Source organism: Leifsonia sp. SIMBA_070, assembly GCF_046534635.1.
Taxonomy (GTDB): domain Bacteria; phylum Actinomycetota; class Actinomycetes; order Actinomycetales; family Microbacteriaceae; genus Leifsonia.
Map to the genome: position 1 here is coordinate 293,450 of NZ_JAWRYK010000001.1, position 13,445 is coordinate 306,894.

At 68.9% G+C, this 13,445-nt stretch carries 16 protein-coding genes; 9 read left to right on the forward strand and 7 right to left on the reverse strand.

The window, feature by feature from the left end; all coding sequences use genetic code 11:
* Nucleotides 1-30: 30 nt before the first annotated feature.
* Nucleotides 31-777, reverse strand: a complete 747-nt coding sequence (locus SB754_RS01315) for an SDR family oxidoreductase (protein ID WP_410780550.1) — start codon at nt 775-777, stop codon at nt 31-33.
* A 125-nt stretch (nt 778-902) separates the two neighbouring features.
* Here SB754_RS01315 and SB754_RS01320 point away from each other — a divergent pair, with 125 nt between their 5' ends.
* On the forward strand, nt 903-1,772 hold the full coding sequence (locus SB754_RS01320; RefSeq protein WP_410780551.1) for a helix-turn-helix transcriptional regulator: 870 nt from the start codon (nt 903-905) through the stop codon (nt 1,770-1,772).
* Nucleotides 1,773-1,975: 203 nt separating this feature from the next.
* On the opposite strand, the gene SB754_RS01325 is transcribed toward SB754_RS01320, so the two are convergent.
* The 3 genes from SB754_RS01325 to SB754_RS01335 form a co-directional block, all read right to left on the reverse strand.
* Entirely contained in the window at nt 1,976-2,800 is an 825-nt protein-coding gene (locus tag SB754_RS01325) for an alpha/beta fold hydrolase (RefSeq protein ID WP_410780552.1), read from the reverse strand.
* Between the two features lie 137 nt (nt 2,801-2,937).
* Complete coding sequence (locus SB754_RS01330; RefSeq protein WP_410780553.1) at nt 2,938-3,291, reverse strand: ATP-dependent DNA ligase; 354 nt, start codon at nt 3,289-3,291, stop codon at nt 2,938-2,940.
* Between the two features lie 22 nt (nt 3,292-3,313).
* On the reverse strand, nt 3,314-3,640 hold the full coding sequence (locus SB754_RS01335) for a hypothetical protein (protein ID WP_410780554.1): 327 nt from the start codon (nt 3,638-3,640) through the stop codon (nt 3,314-3,316).
* Between the two features lie 76 nt (nt 3,641-3,716).
* Between SB754_RS01335 and SB754_RS01340 the strand changes: the two genes are divergently transcribed.
* The 8 genes from SB754_RS01340 to SB754_RS01375 all read left to right on the forward strand — a co-directional run bounded on the left by SB754_RS01340 (nt 3,717) and on the right by SB754_RS01375 (nt 10,862).
* On the forward strand, nt 3,717-3,938 hold the full coding sequence (locus tag SB754_RS01340) for a pyrimidine dimer DNA glycosylase/endonuclease V (protein ID WP_410780555.1): 222 nt from the start codon (nt 3,717-3,719) through the stop codon (nt 3,936-3,938).
* 118 nt (nt 3,939-4,056) lie between these two features.
* Complete coding sequence (locus tag SB754_RS01345) at nt 4,057-5,217, forward strand: ABC transporter substrate-binding protein (RefSeq protein WP_410780556.1); 1,161 nt, start codon at nt 4,057-4,059, stop codon at nt 5,215-5,217.
* A 21-nt stretch (nt 5,218-5,238) separates the two neighbouring features.
* A complete protein-coding gene (locus tag SB754_RS01350; protein ID WP_410780557.1) occupies nt 5,239-7,041 on the forward strand; it encodes an ABC transporter permease in 1,803 nt (600 codons plus the stop codon).
* Nucleotides 7,038-7,895: an ABC transporter ATP-binding protein gene (locus tag SB754_RS01355; RefSeq protein WP_410780558.1), complete on the forward strand. Its 858-nt coding sequence runs from the start codon at nt 7,038-7,040 to the stop codon at nt 7,893-7,895. The genes SB754_RS01350 and SB754_RS01355 overlap by 4 nt, the downstream gene beginning before the upstream one ends.
* Nucleotides 7,892-8,614, forward strand: a complete 723-nt coding sequence (locus SB754_RS01360; protein ID WP_410780559.1) for an ABC transporter ATP-binding protein — start codon at nt 7,892-7,894, stop codon at nt 8,612-8,614. The genes SB754_RS01355 and SB754_RS01360 overlap by 4 nt, the downstream gene beginning before the upstream one ends.
* Before the next feature lie 3 nt (nt 8,615-8,617).
* Nucleotides 8,618-9,673 (forward strand): putative FMN-dependent luciferase-like monooxygenase, encoded by a 1,056-nt coding sequence (locus SB754_RS01365; RefSeq protein ID WP_410780560.1) that lies wholly within the window; start codon nt 8,618-8,620, stop codon nt 9,671-9,673.
* Complete coding sequence (locus tag SB754_RS01370; RefSeq protein WP_410780561.1) at nt 9,670-10,254, forward strand: CMD domain protein; 585 nt, start codon at nt 9,670-9,672, stop codon at nt 10,252-10,254. The genes SB754_RS01365 and SB754_RS01370 overlap by 4 nt, the downstream gene beginning before the upstream one ends.
* Nucleotides 10,251-10,862, forward strand: coding sequence for an alkylhydroperoxidase domain protein (locus SB754_RS01375; protein ID WP_410780562.1), 612 nt, complete (start codon nt 10,251-10,253; stop codon nt 10,860-10,862). The genes SB754_RS01370 and SB754_RS01375 overlap by 4 nt, the downstream gene beginning before the upstream one ends.
* 77 nt (nt 10,863-10,939) lie before the next feature.
* On the opposite strand, the gene SB754_RS01380 is transcribed toward SB754_RS01375, so the two are convergent.
* From SB754_RS01380 to SB754_RS01390, 3 genes are all read right to left on the reverse strand, one after another.
* Nucleotides 10,940-11,395, reverse strand: coding sequence for a hypothetical protein (locus SB754_RS01380; protein ID WP_410780563.1), 456 nt, complete (start codon nt 11,393-11,395; stop codon nt 10,940-10,942).
* A 356-nt stretch (nt 11,396-11,751) separates the two neighbouring features.
* Complete coding sequence (locus SB754_RS01385) at nt 11,752-12,846, reverse strand: fatty acid desaturase family protein (protein ID WP_410780564.1); 1,095 nt, start codon at nt 12,844-12,846, stop codon at nt 11,752-11,754.
* 133 nt (nt 12,847-12,979) lie between these two features.
* Nucleotides 12,980-13,186, reverse strand: a complete 207-nt coding sequence (locus tag SB754_RS01390; protein ID WP_410780565.1) for a cold-shock protein — start codon at nt 13,184-13,186, stop codon at nt 12,980-12,982.
* Between the last annotated feature and the right edge of the window lie 259 nt (nt 13,187-13,445).

Sequence of the window (13,445 nt, forward strand, 5' to 3'; positions counted from 1 at the left end):
CACCGCCCGGCGAGCTCACCACCCGGATGCTCACCGCCCGGCGAGCATCCGCGCCCGCTGGGCGACGAGGTCGTCGTAGGTGCCGTTCTTCTCGGCCCAGCGGTGCATCTGGACGCCCTGCACCAGGATCTCCTTCGGCGTCGGGTCGGTGGCGAGCAGGTCCATCACCTCGGTGGCGAAGGCGTCGAGCGGCAGGGCGTGCGGGTTGACGCTCTCCTGGCCTCCGGTCGCGACGGCCGGCGGCACCAGCTCCACCACCTCCACGCCCGTGTCGGCGAGCTGGACGCGCAGGGCCTCCGAGTACGCGTGCACCCCGGCCTTGGAGGCGGCGTAGCTCGCCATCGGCGGGAACGGCAGGAAGGCGATGCCGGAGGTGACGGTGATGAAGGCGCCGGACCCGCGCTCGATCAGGTGCGGGGTGAAGGCGTCGATCACGCGGATGGTGCCGAGCAGGTTGGTCTGCACACTCGCCTCCGTCACCTCGAAGTGCGAGGGGTCGCGCAGGTCCTCGAGCATCATGACGCCGGACATGGTCACCACCGTGTCGAGGTCGGGATGGGCGACGAGCACGGCATCCCGCGCGCCGAAGACTGAGGCTGCGTCGGTGACGTCGATGCTGACCGCGTCGAAGCCGTCCTCGCGGAGAGCGTCGAGGGCGCCGGCGTTCCGGCCGCCGACGACGACCTGGCTTCCGGCGTCGCGGAAGCGACGGGCCAGCTCGCGGCCGATTCCAGAGGTGCCGCCGGCGATGAAAACAGTGCGTCCGTTGAGGTTCATGGAGTGTTCCTTTCGTCCTTGTGCGACCAGTCTTCGGCCGCCAGGAACAGGGCGGGAGTGCCCCGGTGAGACAGGGGTCCGGCAGGACCCCCTCACGCTGTCGTCGGCAGTATTAGCGTGGAGGCATGACGACGGAGGGCGACGCGAACCGGCTCGGAGCGTACCTGCGCGCGCGCCGCGACCTCGTCACGCCCGCGCAGGTCGGCCTCCCGGTCGGCGACAACCGGCGCGTGCCCGGGCTGCGGCGGGAGGAGGTCGCGATGCTGGCCGGAATCAGCGCCGACTATTACTTGCGGCTGGAGCGCGGACGGGACGCGCATCCGTCACTCCAAGTGCTGGAGGCGCTCGCTCGCGTGCTCCAGCTGGACGAGGTGGAGCGCACCTACCTGCTCGGCCTCGGGTCACCGCGCCCGCGGGCGCCGCGCCGCCGCAAGCCGGAGCGCGTGCCCGAGCGGCTGCACCAGCTGCTCGCGACCATCAACCTTCCGGCCTTCATCGAGGGGCGCGCGTTCGACGTGCTGGCCTCCAACGAGCTGGCCGTCGCCTTCTCGCCGCGGCTGCGCCCGGGCGAGAACCGCCTCCGCTCGCTGATGCTCGACCCGGAGGAGCAGGCGTTCCACCGTGACTGGGAGGGGTCGACGGCCGGCTTCGTCGCGTCCCTGCGCGCGACCATCGGCGACGACGGTGACGATCCGCGGTTCGTCGAGCTGGTCGGTGAGCTGGCGATCTCCAGCGAGCGGTTCCGCGCGCTCTGGTCGCGGCACGACGTCCGAACGCTGGAGGGCGGCTCGACCGTGGTCGACCATCCGGTCGTCGGCGAGCTGCGCCTCCACCGGGACAAGCTCCCCGTGGAGGGCGTCATCCTCGTCGTCTACTACGCCGACGCGGGCAGCGAGAGCGAGCAGAAGCTGCGCATGCTCGCCACCCTCGCCGCGTCGGGGGACGCCATCGGCGAGGCCGCGGGTGCGCCCGCATCGCGCGACACCTTCCGCTGAGGCGTCCTGTTCTCAGGGGATCTGGCACTTGCCTGCCCTGCTCCTATATTCAGGAGAATCGCGCGTTGAACCCCCGGATTCTCCTGAGAACAGGTCGGGGGAGCACCTGCGGTGCGGATTCTCCTGAATAAAGGAGGCCGATTCCTGAATAACGGAGGTCGATTCCTGAATAAAGGAGCCGGAACCTCCTCCGCGCCGACCGGCTACGACTGCAGCCACTCCAACAGGTCGGCGTTGATCGTGTCCGCCTGCGTCGTCGGCATCCCGTGCGGGAATCCCGGATACGACTTCAGCGTCCCGTTCTGCACCAGCTTCGCCGAGAGCGGACCGGAGTCCGCGTAGGGCACGATCTGGTCGTCCTCGCCGTGCATGACCAGGACCGGGACCGTGATCTTCTTCAGGTCCTCGGTGAAGTCGGTCTGCGAGAACGCGACGATCCCGTCGTAATGCGCTTTCGCGCCGCCCATCATGCCCTGACGCCACCAGTTCTCGATGATCGCCTCGGACGACTCCACACCCGGCCGGTTAAAACCGTAGAACGGTCCGGAGGGGAGAGCCCGGTAGAACTCGGACCGGTTCTTCGCCAGCTGCGCCTGGAGGTCGTCGAACACGCTCTTCGGGAGGCCGCCCGGGTTGCTCTCGGTCTGCACCATGATCGGAGGCACGGCACTGATCAGCACCGCTCGGGCCACCCGGTCCTCACCGTAGGTGGCGATGTAGTGCGCGACCTCGCCGCCGCCGGTCGAGTGGCCGACGTGGATGGCGTCGTGCAGGTCCAGCTCCTCGACCACGGCGCGCAGGTCTGCGGCGTAGTGGTCCATGTCGTGGCCCTCGCCGGTCTGGGTGGAGCGGCCGTGACCGCGCCGGTCCGCGGCGACGACCCGGTAACCGTGCTGCAGGAAGAACAGCAGCTGGGTGTCCCAATCGTCGGCCGACAGCGGCCAGCCGTGACTGAAGACGATCGGCTGACCGCTTCCCCAGTCCTTGTAGAAGATCTCGATACCGTCTGACGTGGTGACAGTGCCCATGGTTCCTCCCGGGGTGGTGACCGTGTGCTGTGGAGGAGTGCTGCGGAACGACTGGCGCACGCCAACGCTAGCGGTCCGGGAGGGCGACCCGCCAGGACCGAACTGACGGTGGCCCGTGGCGGGGGAGGTGGCAGGGACTAACGCGCCGACCCGGTGCGGCGCGACCCGTTCCGGGTGCTCGGCGGGACGTCGAGGCTGCCCTCGTCGAGCAGCTGCAGCCCGAGGGGCGTGGAGGCGGATACCACCAGCGCGCTCACCCATTCCGGGTTGATCTCGGGCAATCGGCTGCCCGAGTATTTGAAGTGGAGGTCGGTCTGCGGCCCGATCCACACCGCACTCCGGCCGTCCCCGACGCTCTCGTTGTCGCGCCAGTTCAGCATGAACGTCTCCTGGCGCCGCAGTTTCGTCGACACCGCGAGCTGCAGGTGAGCGAGGACGCGGTCGTCGAACGTGATCGCCAGGCGGCCGGCGCCGTAGAACAGGGTTCCCATCTCTCCCTCGGCTTCCGACGGGCTACTCGAACTGCTCGTCCGCGGTCTCGGGGTTCTCCTCGAAGACCGGACGGGACGGCTGCAGGTGCACCGTCTTATCGCGCATCGATTCCACTGCCTCGGCGTCGCTCAGGTCGGCTCCCCGGTCCAGGGCCGGCGTTGCGAACAGCTGGCTGGCCGGGCCGATCAGGAGCCGGGTCCGCCCCTGCATCCCCTCGTCGGAGAGCGCCGGAACAGTGACCAGGTCGGACTTGTTCACGTCCGCGAGGGCTCGCGCGTACATCACGAGCGCGTCGCAGACGTCGTCGTCGAGGAAGATGTGTCCCCCCGCGTAGTACAACTTCTGCATACCTCATGATTTGCACCATTCGCGCCGATTTTCTAGGGTCTGGCGCGTCCGGTCACAGCGGGAATAGGCGCGTACGGTGGGCGCCGTGCAGACGTTCCTCCCGTACCCGTCGTTCGCGCGGAGCGTGCGCGTACTGGACCGGGCCCGGATGGGCAAGCAACGGGTGGAGGCGCTGCAGGTGCTCCGGGCGATCACCGTGCCGGGCTACGGCTGGCGCAACCACCCGGTCGCGAAGATGTGGAGAATATTGCCCGGGACCTCCCTACGCCCAGACGCACCCCGATCGCAACCTTTGTGACGGTTATTGAGCATCGCTACCGAATGTGACGGTGGAGGGTGCGAATGCCCGCATTGCAGTCCTAATCTCGGCGACGCACCCACCGCGTCATCCTCAGCCCGATGTGAAGGACACAGCCATGAAGACATTCCTGCGGGGCGCCGCCCTCGCCTCCGTCGCCGCTCTCACCGTCGCCGGGCTCGTCGCCTGCGCCGGGGGCTCGTCGGCCTCCACCGGCTCCTCCTCATCGAAGAGCCCCGTCTACTTCGGCGTCTCCTCTGCCACGACCGGCCAGTACGCGCAGTACGGCGAGCAGTTCAAGGAGGCCTTCGACCTTGCCGTCGAGGAGGTCAACGCCAAGGGCGGTATCAACGGCCACCCCGTGCAGCTGAAGTACGAGGACTCGCAGTCCGACCCGAAGCAGTCGGTCGCGGTCGCTCAGAAGTTCGTCGGCGACGACAGCGTCAGCCTGGTGTTCGGCGACTACTCGTCGGCCGCGTCCATCCCGGCCTCCCCGATCTACACCGCCGGCAAGCTCGTGCAGTACGGGTTCAACAACTCGAACCCCGACTTCACCGCCAAGGGCACGCAGTACCAGTGGTCGACCTCGATCACCACGAGCGCCACCTACACGTGGACCGCGGACTACATCAAGAAGCAGGGCATCGACTCGGTCGGCGTCAGCTACCTGAACACGGCCGACTGGGGCATCCCGGCGTTCAACGCCTTCAAGGCGGAGGCCAAGAAGGTCGGCCTGAAGATCACCGACGCCGAGGGCGTGCTCGACACTTCGGACGACTACCGTCCGTCGCTGACGAAGGCGGTCGCCGACAAGCCGAAGGCGTTCGTCCACATCGGCTACGGCCCCGACGCCGCCAAGATCGTCACCCAGTTGCGCGCGATCGGCTACAAGGGCACCTTCTACGGCGGCCAGGACGAGCAGTCGTTCGACGGGACGAAGGATGCGGAGGGCGCGATCAACGGCGCCGAGTTCCTGGCGACCAACCCCGCGACCGAGGTGCAGACCTTCGTCAAGGCGTTCAAGAAGAAGTACCCGCAGGAGACCGAGGTCACCGGCTTCGAGGCCGGCGCCTACGATGCGCTGAACGTGGCTGTCGCGGCCGCCAAGATCGGCGGCACCGACCGTGCGGGCATCCTCGCCGGGTTCAAGAAGGTCAAGGACGTCCCGAGCGTGGTCTACGGGAAGATCACCTTCGACCAGTCGACCCGCCGGGTCGCCTCGCCGCAGCTCACTCCGAGCATCCTCAAGGACGGGAAGTGGGTCGCGTACAAGGGCTGACCCGCCGCTGACACGCACATCATGCTCGACACTCTGATCGCCGGCCTGCTCCGAGGGAACGTCTACGCCCTCGGAGCGGTCGGCATTTCCCTCGTCTTCGGCGTCATGAACGTCGTCAACTTCGCCCAGTTCTCGTTCTTCGGGCTGGGCGCCATGCTGTCCTGGTTCTTCGTGGTGAAGATCGGCCTCCCGTTCTGGCTGGCCCTCGTCGCCGTGCTGCTGATCTGCGGTGCGCTCGGCCTCATCATCAACATCTCGGTGGTGCGGCCGCTGGCGAAGTTCCTGCCGCTGGCCGCGATGCTGTCCACCTACGCCGTCTCGCAGATCCTCGACAACGCCTCCCAGATCGCGTTCACGGCGCAGTTCCGCGTCTTCCCGGATGTGCTGCCGACCTCCAACCTGCACATCGGGAACATGCGGTTCGGCACCTCCGACCTGGTGATGCTGGGGACGACGGCGCTGATCATGGTCGTGATGACGCTCTTCCTCAAGTACGGAAAGGTGGGCCGCGCCATCCGCGCGACGGCTCAGGATCAGGAGGCCGCGCTGCAGATGGGCATCCCCGTCGGCCAGGTGCAGCACGTCTCCTTCGTCATCGCATCCGCCCTCGGCGGTCTGGCCGGCGTGTTCATCGCGCTCTACGTCGGCGTCGCCAACCCGAACTCAGGACTCGATGTCGGCCTGACGGCGTTCGTCGCAGCGACCCTCGGCGGTCTCGGATCGCTCGTCGGCGCCGTCATCGGCGGGTTCGTGCTGGGCATTCTGGAGGCGTTCGGCATCCACTTCTTCGGCGACACCGCCCGCGAGATCGTGGTCTTCGTCATCCTGATCGTGGTGCTGATCGTCCGGCCGGGCGGTCTGCTCGGCAAGGTGCCGCTGATCTCCACAGAGCCGCTGACCGGCACGTTCCTCGGCAAGGGGCGCCCGATCCGCATCCCGCGCTGGGTGTGGCTGGTCGCCTTCGTCGTCGCGGGCGTCGTCATCCCGCTGTTCGCGAACGACTACGTGCTCACCACCGGGACCCAGGTGCTGATCTACGCGGTCATCGCCGCCGGTTTCACGGTCACGGCGGGGCAGGCGGGCGTGCTCGCGCTCGGGCAGGCCGGCCCGATCGCCATCGGCGCGTACGCGTCCGCGCTGCTGACGCTCTACCTCCACTTCCCGTTCTGGGTGGCGCTGCCCCTCGCCGGGATCGCGGCGGCCGTGGTGGCCTCCATCCTCGCCTCGCCGATCTGGGGCGTGAAGGGGCACTACATCTCGATCGCCACCCTCGGTCTCGGCATCGCGATCGTCGCGGTCATCCAGCTGGTGCTGCCGCAGGGGCTCTACAACATCCCCGTGCCGGAGTGGTTCGGGACGCCGCTGAACACCCCGCAGGCGTACTACCTGATCGACTTCGCCGCGCTCGCGGTCACCCTGCTGGTGATGTGGAGGCTGCGCTCCTCGCATCTGGGGAAGGTCATCTCGTCCGTCGGCTCCGACGAGGTGGCTGCTCTGGCCTCCGGCGTCCGCGGCCGCAACTACAAGGCGCTGGCCTTCGCCGTCTCCGGGTTCTTCGCCGGGATCGGGGGCTCGCTCCTCGCGCACCAGTACACGTACATCGATCCGACCATCTTCACGATGCTCATGTCGCTGCTGGTGGTGACCATCGTCATCCTGGGCGGCATCAGCCTCCCGTACGGCGCCGTCGTCGGCGCGATCGTGCTGATCGGCGCGATGGAGCTGCTCCGCTTCACCCCGGAGCTGCGCATCATCGTCTACGGCCTGGTCCTCATCCTGGTGGTGCGGTTCCGGCCGGGAGGGGTCCTGGTGAGGAACGCATGAGCGACGCACTGCTGGAGGTCCGCGACCTGGAGCGGCACTTCGAGGGCCTCGCGGCCGTCGACAAGATCTCGTTCACGGTCGGCCGTGGCGAGGTGGTGTCCATCATCGGGCCGAACGGCTCGGGCAAGACCACGACCCTCAACCTGATCACGGGGACCCTCCGCCCGAACGGCGGAACCATCGCCCTGGAGGGAGAGCAGATCGAGCGGGCCGACAGCGCCCGGATCGCCGAGCACGGGATCGCCCGCACGTTCCAGAACGGGCGTGTTTTCGCGACGCTCTCGGTCGCCGACAACATCGAGGTGGGCCTCCACTCGACGCTGCAGGCGAACCGGCCGTTCCGGAGGCTGTCCAACGTCTTCCTGCTGCGCTGGATCCCGCTGCTCGCCGAGCTGTACATCGCGATCGTCGGCACGCCCTCCTCCCGCCGCGAGCAGAAGCGGATCGACGCGGTCATCGAGACCGAGATCGACCGGTTCGAGGCCCGCCTCGGCCCGCGCCGCGACGACCCCGCCTACTCGCTCAGCTACGCCAACCGGCGCCGCACCGAGATCGCTCGTGCTCTGGCGCTGAACCCGAAGCTCCTCGTGCTCGACGAGCCGACCGCCGGGATGAACCAGTCCGAGACCGCCGAGGTGTTGCAGCAGCTGCTCGATTTGAAGGCGGCCGGCCAGACCATCCTGCTGGTGGAGCACAAGCTCGACCTGGTGATGACCGTCTCCGACCGGGTGATCGTGATGGACGGCGGCCGCATCATCGCGCAGGGACGCCCGGAGGAGGTCCGCCGCGACAGCGCGGTCGTCGAGGCGTACCTCGGCCGGCGCCGCGGACTCGGAGGGGTGGACCTGGTATGACCGAGCTGCTCGCCCTCGACGACGTCAACGTCTACTACGGGCCGTTCCACGCCCTCCGCGGCAGCTCGCTCACCGTCGGGGAGGGGGAGATCGTCTCGCTGCTCGGAGGCAACGCCAGCGGCAAGTCGACCACGATGAAGACCATCCTCGGATTGGTGCGGCCGAAGTCCGGAACCGTCCGGTTCGCCGGCGAAGACATCACCCACGCGTCCACCCGGAAGCGGGTGCGTGCCGGAATCGCGTCGGTTCCGGAGGCCCGGCGGGTCTTCCCCGAGATGACCGTCGACGAGAACCTCATCGCCGGTGCGTACACGCGTCGCGACAAGGCGGGCGTCGCCGAAGACCTCGACCGGATGCGCACCCACTTCCCGCGCCTCGCCGAGCGCCGCAAGCAGCAGGCGGGGACGCTCTCCGGCGGCGAGCAGCAGATGCTCGCGTTCGCGCGGGCGCTGATGAGCAGGCCGCGGCTCGTCTGCATGGACGAGCCGACGATGGGCCTGTCGCCGAAACTCGTCGACCAGGTGCTGGACGAGATCGTCCGCATCAACCGGGAGCTCGGCGTCGCCGTGCTCTTCGTGGAGCAGCAGGCGGAGCTCGCGCTCTCCATCGCCTCCCGCGGCTACGTGCTCGCGACCGGTGCCATCGTGCTCCAGGGGACGTCGCGCGAGCTGCTCGACGACCCGCAAATCCAAGAGGCCTACCTCGGAAAGGCAGTGTAGACAGTGACGACCTCCTCGGACGGACGGATCCGGCTGGGATTCTTCACCCGGCTCCTCGACGACGGGACCGCCCTGCAGCGGTACCGGAACGCGCTCGACCAGTTCGTCCGGGCCGAGGAGCTCGGGCTCGACTCGGTCTGGGTCGCGCAGCACCACTTCCACGAGGACGAAGGCGGCCTGCCGTCGCCCTTCGTGCTGCTCGCGCAGGCGGCGGCGCGCACGTCGCACATCCACCTCGCCACCGGCATCGTGACCCTCCCGCTCGAGGCGCCGCTGCGGGTGGCGGAGGACGCAGCCGTGCTGCAGCTGCTCTCCGACGGCCGGCTGGAGCTGGGGATCGGCTCCGGCGGGACGCCCTCGTCGTTCCCGCCGTTCGGTCTGGAGTCCGCAGACCGCGCCGCCATCTACGACCGGCACCGCGAACTCCTCGTGAGTGCACTGCGCGGCGACGTGCTGACCTCCGACGCCGGGAGGCTGTACCCGGCCGCACCCGACCTGCTCGGCAGGATCTGGGAGGCCACCTTCTCCGCCGGAGGCGCGGAGCGGATCGGCCGGCGCGGCAACGGGCTGATGCTGTCCCGCACGCAGCCGCGACAGACCTGGGACGGCCCGACCTCGCCCGAACTGCAGGAGGGCATCGTGGACGCCTACCTCGCCGCGCTGCCCGACGGCGTCGAGCCGCGCATCCTCGCCTCCCGCTCGGCGCTCGTCGTCGACACGGCGGAGGACGCACAGCGCTGGATCCAGCGCGGCATCGAACGAAGTGCGGGCTACCTGCGCTCGCAGCACATCGAGGTGCCGGAGGGTGTGTCGGACACGGAGCTGCTGGAGTGGCTCGACGTCCACGTCGGAACCGCCGAGCAGGTGCTGGCGTCGCTGCAGAAGGACGGCGTCCTCGCGCGGGCGACCGACGTCGCCTTCCAGCCGCACCCCATCGACCCGACGCACGACGCGGTGCTCCGGTCGCTCGAACTCATCGCCACGCGGGTGGCCCCCGACCTGCTCGGCTGGTCGCCCGACCACGTCCGAGAGCCCGTCCTCACGAAAGGAACCCTGTGACCGACGTCATCGACCGGCTCGTCGGCATCGCCCCCGGCGACGCCCTCGACGCCCTGCGCGACCAGCGGCCGAACGCGCGCGCCAACGCCCAGGCCAGCTTCGACGCCCTCTTCCGCTCGGACGAGCTGGAGCACGTCAGCCAGCGGGAGCGGCTCGCGCTCGCCTACTGGACGGTCGCGCTGTCCCAGTCGCCCACCTCCGGGTACTACCGTGAGCTGCTCGCCGCCGAGGATGCGACGCTCGCCGTTGCGCTCGACAGCGCCCTCCCCGGCGCGGTGACGAGCGGCCCGTACGGCGAGTACCCGGAGGGTCCGCTCACCGTCGAGAACGTCGCCGGGCTGATCTGGGCGCCGGACGCGGCGCTCGCCGCGACGGTCGGGCCGCGGCTCGCTGTCGCGCTCGCCCACACGCACCTGCTCGTCTACCGGCCGCGCGACTCCTCGGCCGACGCCATCCAGGCGCTGCTCGACGCGGGCTGGTCCACCACCGGCATCGTGACGCTCTCGCAGCTCGTCGCGTTCCTCAGCTTCCAGCTCCGCGTCGTCGCGGGCCTCACCGTCCTGAAAGGGGAGCTCGCATGAGCGAGACGGTCATCCAGCACACGTTCCAGGCGCCCAACGTCTTCACGCAGGAGGAGCTCGGCTGGGAGGCGTGGCTCGAGCCGCTGCCGCTCGACGAGCTGACCGAGCGGCACTACGAGGGCCTCGTCGACAAGGGACGCGCGAACAGCCCGTACTTCCGCCTGCTGGTCCGCGACCCGGACATCCTCGGGGCGCGCACCCGCACGGACAACGACATCTTCTACAACGAGAAGGGCGGATTGACCCGCGCGCTGCGCGAACTCTCCGCGGCGGCGGCCTCGCGCACCAACGGCTGCATCTTCTGCGCCTCGGTGCACTCCCGGTTCGCCAGCCACAAGTCGAAGCGGCCGGAAGATGTCCAGCGCCTGCTCGACGAGGGCACGGAGGCGCGGCAGGACGACCCGCAGTGGCGTGCCGTGATCGACGCGTCCGTCGCGCTGACGCGCATCCCCGGCGAGTTCGGTCCGGAGAACGTGCGCGCGCTGCGCGAGGCAGGCCTCGACGACGTCGCCATCATCGACGCGATCAACGGCGCCGCCTTCTTCAACTGGGCCAACCGGCTGATGCTGTCGCTCGGTGAGCCGACCCCGCCGGCCGACGCGCGCTGAGCCGCAGCGCGGCCGGCTCGTCGCTCAGGCGGCGAGGCGGCGCGCTGCGGTGAACAGCGGCGCGGCCGGCTCGTCGCTCAGGCGGCGAGGCGGCGCGCTGCGGTGAACAGCGGGGCGGCTGCGTGCTCGCCCTGACCCACGCACACGAAGAACGCGAAGTCCACGGACGAGTCGACCGTGATGATGGCGCTCGCGTCATGCCACGGGTTCTCGGGGAGCTCGGTGAGCCTCCCCATCTCGAGCACGCGGCGCTCGGCGTCCCGTGCGGCCCCCTGGACGGTGAAGAACGCGTCGAGGGCGGCGTCATCGTCGGCGTCCGCGAGCCAGCCCACGAGAGGGGCGGCAGCGCGGTCGCTGACGGGGACGGACTCGAAGAGCGCCTCCGCCAGGTCCTCGATGGAGGCGCCGGTCGGCACGAGCCGCGGCTGCGGTGGCAGGGTGCGGGAGGTGATGGCGATCCAGCCTCCTGCCGGAACATCGTTCAGGGCGGTCAGGAGCTGACCGGAAATGACAGGACTGAGCTTTCGCAACATGGAAGTTCGGGTACTTTCCACACGGCGTCCGCGCGCGCGGGCACGTTCCCCCCAGCACGCCACCGAACGCAACCAATATACGGGTAAGGTTGCCGCCCTCTGGGGACGACTGACAGTGGCACAACGCCCGCCGGAGTTTCGGGTTCCCGCGGGTTCCCCTCAGCATAGGGGTCTGTCCCCAAAAGTGCGGACACCCGTACGGGGGTCATTTCACCCGGTCCCCCCCACCCCGCACCCTCCCGCACCCCCTCCGCACCCCCCACCGTCGAGTACACAAAAATTGCACGCTCCAGGGGTCCTGGGCGTGCAATTTTTGTGTACTCGACGGCGGGGGGTGACGGCGTAGACGGGAACGTTTACGCCCGACGGAACTGCTGCGCCGCCGGGCAGTCGAACGGGTCGCGGGCAGCGAGCCCGACCCGGTTGAGGTACCGGATGACGATCCGGTACGAGTTGACCAGGCCCGTCTCGGTGTACGGGATGTCGTAGGTGCGGCAGTGCTCGCGCACGAGGAGGCGTGCCCGGCGCAGGTGCGGCCGCGGCATGCTCGGGAACAGGTGGTGCTCGACCTGGTGGTTGAGGCCGCCCATGAGGGCGCTCATCGTCCAGCCGCCGCGGATGTTGCGGGAGGTGAGGACCTGCTTGTTGAGGAAGTCGACGCGGGTGCCGGCCGGGAGGATCGGCATGCCCTTGTGATTGGGGGCGAAGGACGCGCCCATATAGAGGCCGAAGACGGCCAGCTGAACGCCGAGGAACGCGAATGCCATCCCGACCGGGAGCATCAGGAAGACGATGCCGACGTAGACGGAGAGCCGGACGGCGATGGCGACGAGCTCGCCGGCGCGCCGGTCGACCGGTCCGGGCGCCAGGAGCGAGCGGATCGAGGTCACGTGGAGGTTGACGCCCTCCAGGAGGAGCAGCGGGAAGAAGAGGTAGCCCTGGCGTCGGGTGATGATCGCCATCAGGCCGCGCTGCTTGGCGGCATCCTCTTCGAGGAACGAGACGGTGTCGAACGCGATGTCCGGATCTTTGCCGACCGTGTTCGGGTTGGCGTGGTGACGGGTGTGCTTCGTCATCCACCACTGATAGCTCATGCCGACCAGCCAGGTGGCAATGAAGCGTCCGGCGCGGTCGTTGCTCGGACCCGAGGCGAACACCTGGCGGTGGGAGGCCTCGTGGGCCACGAAGGCGAGCTGCGTGAACAGCAGACCGAAAGCGGCGGCGATGAGGAGCTGGAACCAGGAGTCCCCGAGCAGCACGAAACCGGCGGCAGCGCCGGCCAGGCCGATCACGAGGAGGGAGAAGACGGCGATGTAGAAGCCGCGGCGCCGCTCCAGCAGGCCCTCGGCGCGGACGCGCCCGAGCAGCTCGTTGTAGGTGCTGGTGACAGCGGGTCGGTCTCCCGTTCGCGCTTGCGTTCGTCGCACGGGACCGAGGGTGGCTGTGGTCATGCATTCCTCCGCTGTGTCAAGCCGACTTCACAGCCGAGGTGTGGGCAGATGCCCGAGATGTGGCAAGCGTAAGCGCGCTTGCTGGGTGTTGGCGGCGAGGTGCCCGACCGTTTCCAGCCGGGCACCGCGGCCATCAGAGGGGGCGAATGTTCGCAGCCTGGGGACCCTTCGGTCCCTGGGCGACGTCGTACTCGACCTTCTGGTTCTCGTCGAGGTTGCGGAAGCCTCCGTTGGAAGCGATCTCGCTGTAGTGGGCGAAGACGTCGGCGCTGCCGTCATCCGGGGCGATGAAGCCGAAGCCCTTTTCCGAGTTGAACCATTTGACGGTGCCTTGAGCCATCGTTTTTTCCTTTTTCTTGTTCTGGGAGCCGAATGCTCGGCCCCGTTCGCCGCGCCCGATCGGGCGCGGACGTTCATGGGCGCCGCGGAGAGGGCGGCGGTCGGTCGGTGCGGGTCGCAGCAGACCATGTGCGGAGTCGTCGTCGATTTGGACGCTGTTGTCCGATCGACTACAGACCAGTGCGGCCGTGGGCCGCGTGTGGGTGATGATGGTGAAACCTTCTCGCCGTGAGGCGGGACGATCGCCGCTCCCGATGGAG

Excerpts from the sequence above, each read along its gene's own strand:
- SB754_RS01315 (WP_410780550.1), bottom strand. The coding sequence starts at position 777 with ATGAACCTCAACGGACGCACTGTTTTCATCGCCGGCGGCACCTCTGGA.
- SB754_RS01320 (WP_410780551.1), top strand. The coding sequence starts at position 903 with ATGACGACGGAGGGCGACGCGAACCGGCTCGGAGCGTACCTGCGCGCG.
- SB754_RS01325 (WP_410780552.1), bottom strand. The coding sequence starts at position 2,800 with ATGGGCACTGTCACCACGTCAGACGGTATCGAGATCTTCTACAAGGAC.
- SB754_RS01330 (WP_410780553.1), bottom strand. The coding sequence starts at position 3,291 with ATGGGAACCCTGTTCTACGGCGCCGGCCGCCTGGCGATCACGTTCGAC.
- SB754_RS01335 (WP_410780554.1), bottom strand. The coding sequence starts at position 3,640 with ATGCAGAAGTTGTACTACGCGGGGGGACACATCTTCCTCGACGACGAC.
- SB754_RS01345 (WP_410780556.1), top strand. The coding sequence starts at position 4,057 with ATGAAGACATTCCTGCGGGGCGCCGCCCTCGCCTCCGTCGCCGCTCTC.
- SB754_RS01350 (WP_410780557.1), top strand. The coding sequence starts at position 5,239 with ATGCTCGACACTCTGATCGCCGGCCTGCTCCGAGGGAACGTCTACGCC.
- SB754_RS01355 (WP_410780558.1), top strand. The coding sequence starts at position 7,038 with ATGAGCGACGCACTGCTGGAGGTCCGCGACCTGGAGCGGCACTTCGAG.
- SB754_RS01360 (WP_410780559.1), top strand. The coding sequence starts at position 7,892 with ATGACCGAGCTGCTCGCCCTCGACGACGTCAACGTCTACTACGGGCCG.
- SB754_RS01375 (WP_410780562.1), top strand. The coding sequence starts at position 10,251 with ATGAGCGAGACGGTCATCCAGCACACGTTCCAGGCGCCCAACGTCTTC.
- SB754_RS01380 (WP_410780563.1), bottom strand. The coding sequence starts at position 11,395 with ATGTTGCGAAAGCTCAGTCCTGTCATTTCCGGTCAGCTCCTGACCGCC.
- SB754_RS01385 (WP_410780564.1), bottom strand. The coding sequence starts at position 12,846 with ATGACCACAGCCACCCTCGGTCCCGTGCGACGAACGCAAGCGCGAACG.
- SB754_RS01390 (WP_410780565.1), bottom strand. The coding sequence starts at position 13,186 with ATGGCTCAAGGCACCGTCAAATGGTTCAACTCGGAAAAGGGCTTCGGC.